This window comes from Roseateles sp. (assembly GCF_036404855.1).
Classification (GTDB): Bacteria; Pseudomonadota; Gammaproteobacteria; order Burkholderiales; family Burkholderiaceae_C; genus Pelomonas.
On the sequence record NZ_DASWYS010000082.1, the window covers coordinates 1 to 3,274 of the forward strand.

General features: G+C 66.0%; 4 protein-coding genes. 1 reads left to right on the plus strand and 3 read right to left on the minus strand.

Annotated elements, in window-relative coordinates; genetic code table 11:
* Positions 1-72: 72 nt before the first annotated feature.
* Genes VGF12_RS05575 through VGF12_RS05585 form a run of 3 tightly spaced genes read right to left on the minus strand, consistent with a single transcriptional unit; the run spans position 73 to position 2,103 of the window.
* Complete coding sequence (locus tag VGF12_RS05575) at positions 73-459, minus strand: Rieske (2Fe-2S) protein (protein WP_331175052.1); 387 nt, start codon at positions 457-459, stop codon at positions 73-75.
* Positions 452-1,111, minus strand: a complete 660-nt coding sequence (locus VGF12_RS05580; RefSeq protein WP_331175053.1) for an HAD-IA family hydrolase — start codon at positions 1,109-1,111, stop codon at positions 452-454. The genes VGF12_RS05575 and VGF12_RS05580 overlap by 8 nt, the downstream gene beginning before the upstream one ends.
* Positions 1,108-2,103 carry an RluA family pseudouridine synthase gene (locus VGF12_RS05585; protein ID WP_414710012.1) on the minus strand — a complete coding sequence of 332 codons (996 nt, stop codon included), beginning with the start codon at positions 2,101-2,103 and terminating at the stop codon, positions 1,108-1,110. The genes VGF12_RS05580 and VGF12_RS05585 overlap by 4 nt, the downstream gene beginning before the upstream one ends.
* Before the next feature lie 614 nt (positions 2,104-2,717).
* Here VGF12_RS05585 and VGF12_RS05590 point away from each other — a divergent pair.
* Positions 2,718-3,274 (plus strand): ribonuclease E/G (locus VGF12_RS05590; RefSeq protein WP_331175055.1); only part of this gene is annotated, 557 nt, incomplete at its 3' end.

Here is a 3,274-nt window from a genome sequence, read left to right on the forward strand (position 1 = left end):
GGCACCTGGGGCGGGGGAGCACCCACGGGGTCTTGCATGGGATGCGGCAGGTCGTCGTCTGGAATGCTCATGTCAACCTTCGAAGGCAGGTTTGGTGTCGCGCGTCGGATGCCAGAAGACCTCGCCGTCGCGCTCTGTCAGCTCGATCTTCGTCAGCCTCCCGCGAGTGCAGGGGCCCATCACGCATTGGCCGGTCAGTGGGTCGTAGACGGCGCCATGGATGCTGCACATGATGAAGCGTTTGTCGCCGTCGAGGAACTCGCCTTCCTGCCAATCCATCTCGGTGGGCACATGGGCGCAACGGTTCAGATAGGCCACGGCCTGTCCGTCGAAGCGCAGCGCAAAGGCCCGCACCGGCTCACGCCACTGGATGACGTCGAAGCTGACGGCCTTGCCGCGCTCCGGCAGCTCGGCCGACGCGCACAGGCGCTGCAGCGGCAGGGCGTCGGGCTCAGGCATGCTGGATCAACCAGTCGTGCAGCTCGCGCGTCGAATGCGCAACGAACAACGGCTTGTGCTCGGCGAAGGTCTCGTGGTCGTGCGCACCAAAGCTGACGGCAACACTGGGCACGCCGGCGTTTGCGGCCAGCAACAGATCGTGCGTGGTGTCGCCGATCATCAACGTGCGCTCGGGCTCGGTGCCGAACTCTCGCATCAGCTCCAGCAGCATCTGCGGATGCGGCTTGGAGCGCGTCTCGTCGGCCGTGCGCGAGCCGTCGAACATCTTGGTCAGCTCGCTGGACGCGAGCACACGGTCCAGGCCCACACGGTTCTTGCCGGTGGCGACGGCCAGCCAGTGATGGCGGGCCTTCAAGGCCTGCAGCATCTCCAGGCTGCCGTCGAACAGCGCCACCTCGTGCTCAGCGCCCAGGTAGTGGTGGCGATAGCGCAGGCCCAGCTCGCCGTAGCGGTCGTGCGACAGGCCCGGCACCGCATGTTCCAGCGCGTCGCGCAGGCCCAGGCCGATGACGTATCTGGCGCGCTCGAACTCGGGCTCTGGCAGGCCGATGTCGACGGCCGCGCGCTGGATGCAGCGCGCGATCAGGGCGGTGGAGTCGAACAGGGTGCCATCCCAGTCGAAGGCGATCAGGTCGAAGCGTTGGGGTCTCATGGGTTCATCAGCTTCGCACACTCCGGCGGCAGCGGCGCTTCCAGCGTCATCTCGGCCCCGCTGGCCGGATGGGTGAAGCGCAGGCGCCGAGCGTGCAGGAACATGCGATCGAACTTCAGCGCGCTGCGCGCCAGCTCGCGGTTGCGCTCGAAGTCGCCGTACTTGGGGTCGCCCACGATGGCGTGGCCAGCCTGCTGCAGGTGGACGCGGATCTGGTGGGTGCGGCCGGTCTTGATGGTCACGTCGAGCAGGCTGAAGCGCGGCGTCCTTTGAATCACCTTGACGAGACTGATGGAGCGCTTGGCCTCCGGCTCGTCGGCCTTGCCCGGCCTCACCCAGCGTTCACCGTCGCTGCCGACGAACTTGACCAGGGGCACGTCGATGACCTTGAGCTTGTCAGGCCAGTCGCCCCAGACCAGGGCCGCATAGGTCTTGCCAGTTTCGCGGTCGCGCAGTTGGTCCTGCAGGTTCGTCAACGCGCTGCGCTTCTTGGCGATCATCAGGAGGCCCGAGGTTTCCTTGTCGAGCCGGTGCACCAGCTCCAGAAACTTGGCCGTCGGCCGCGCACGACGCAGCGCCTCGATGACACCGTAGCTGACCCCCGAGCCACCGTGCACGGCCACGCCGGCCGGCTTGTCGATGACGAGCAGGTGTTCATCTTCGAAGACAACGGGAAACTCTCGCGCCGGCGCCTCGGCGCCGGCCGCCTTCTCCGGCACGCGCACCGGCGGGATGCGGACTTCGTCGCCGATCTCGATGCGCGTGTCGGCCTGCGCCCGGCCCTTGTTGACTCGGACCTCGCCGGAACGGATGAGCCGGTAGACGTGCGTCTTGGGCACACCCTTGAGCTCGCGCAGCAGGAAGTTGTCCAGGCGCTGGCCGGCCGATCCCTCGTCCACGACGACGCGTCGAACTGCGGGTTTGTCCGTACCCACAGCGGTCGTCAACCCCGTGGCAGGGGCTTCAAGGCCTGCCCCTATAATCCTTTTCACCACGTTGCTGCCGTAAGTGTTTGATTTTTTTGATTTTAGCGGTGGCAACGCGGCGCCTGAGGGGCTAACCCCCAGGTACAAACAGGCGATGCAACACATCCTGCGGTTGGCAGGCGGTTTCCCCAAGTGAAACGGCGGTCGGCAACACGACGTGGCAGAGCGATGACACCCGGAACCCACCGGCTTCTCTTCAAACGCCTAGAAACGAGAAGAGCACCGGCTGCCAAACAAGGTTTTCACGGCGTGAGAGCGCGCGATCCGATTCAAGGACCGGACCGCAAAAGCTCGCGCCAGCGTCCAGCAGTCCTTCGCGGATGAGCACTCCCCTCCCCCACCCGCTGCGCCCTGCCGCGCGACCCCAGCCAGAAGCTGCGGTGGTCACCTGGCCCGGCGCGTTCGCGTTCACGCGCGGCTGGGTCGAGACTGGGCTTGCCTGCGCCATGACCGCCTGGTCGCATGCGCCAACGCCGCCCGGCGTCTGACCTCCGTCAGAAACCCGAGCGGTCCAGGGCACTCCTTCCACGGTTCCACGCTGTCGCTCGTGCGTCTTGAACGCCACCCTCGGGTGGCATGACGTGGCGCGTTCCTGCACGGGACGCGCAAGGAGTGATGACATGAAACGCATGCTGATCAATGCGACGCAGCCGGAAGAGCGGCGCCTCGCGATCGTCGATGGCCAGAAGCTGCTCGACTTCGAGACCGAAATCGAAGGCCGGGAACAGCGCAAGGGCAACATCTACAAGGCCGTCGTGACGCGGGTCGAGCCTTCGCTCGAAGCCTGCTTCGTGGACTACGGCGAGGACCGCCACGGCTTCCTGCCGTTCAAGGAAATCTCGCGCCAGTTCTTCCGTGAGGGCGCCGACGTCAAGAACGCGACCATCAAGGACGCGATCAAGGAAGGCCAGGAGCTGCTGGTCCAGGTCGAAAAGGAAGAACGCGGCAACAAGGGCGCGGCGCTGACGACCTTCGTGTCGCTGGCCGGCCGCTACCTGGTGCTGATGCCCAACAACCCGCGAGGCGGTGGCGTCAGCCGCCGCATCGAAGGCGAAGATCGCGAGGAGCTCAAGGAAAACCTCGACCAGCTCGAGTACCCCAAGGGCATGAGCCTGATCGCCCGCACTGCTGGCATCGGCCGCTCGGCCGCCGAGCTGCAGTGGGACCTGAACTACAT

Bases quoted from the DNA above. Each gene is read 5' to 3' on its own strand.
- VGF12_RS05580 (WP_331175053.1), bottom strand. From the start codon at position 1,111: ATGAGACCCCAACGCTTCGACCTGATCGCCTTCGACTGGGATGGCACC.
- VGF12_RS05575 (WP_331175052.1), bottom strand. From the start codon at position 459: ATGCCTGAGCCCGACGCCCTGCCGCTGCAGCGCCTGTGCGCGTCGGCC.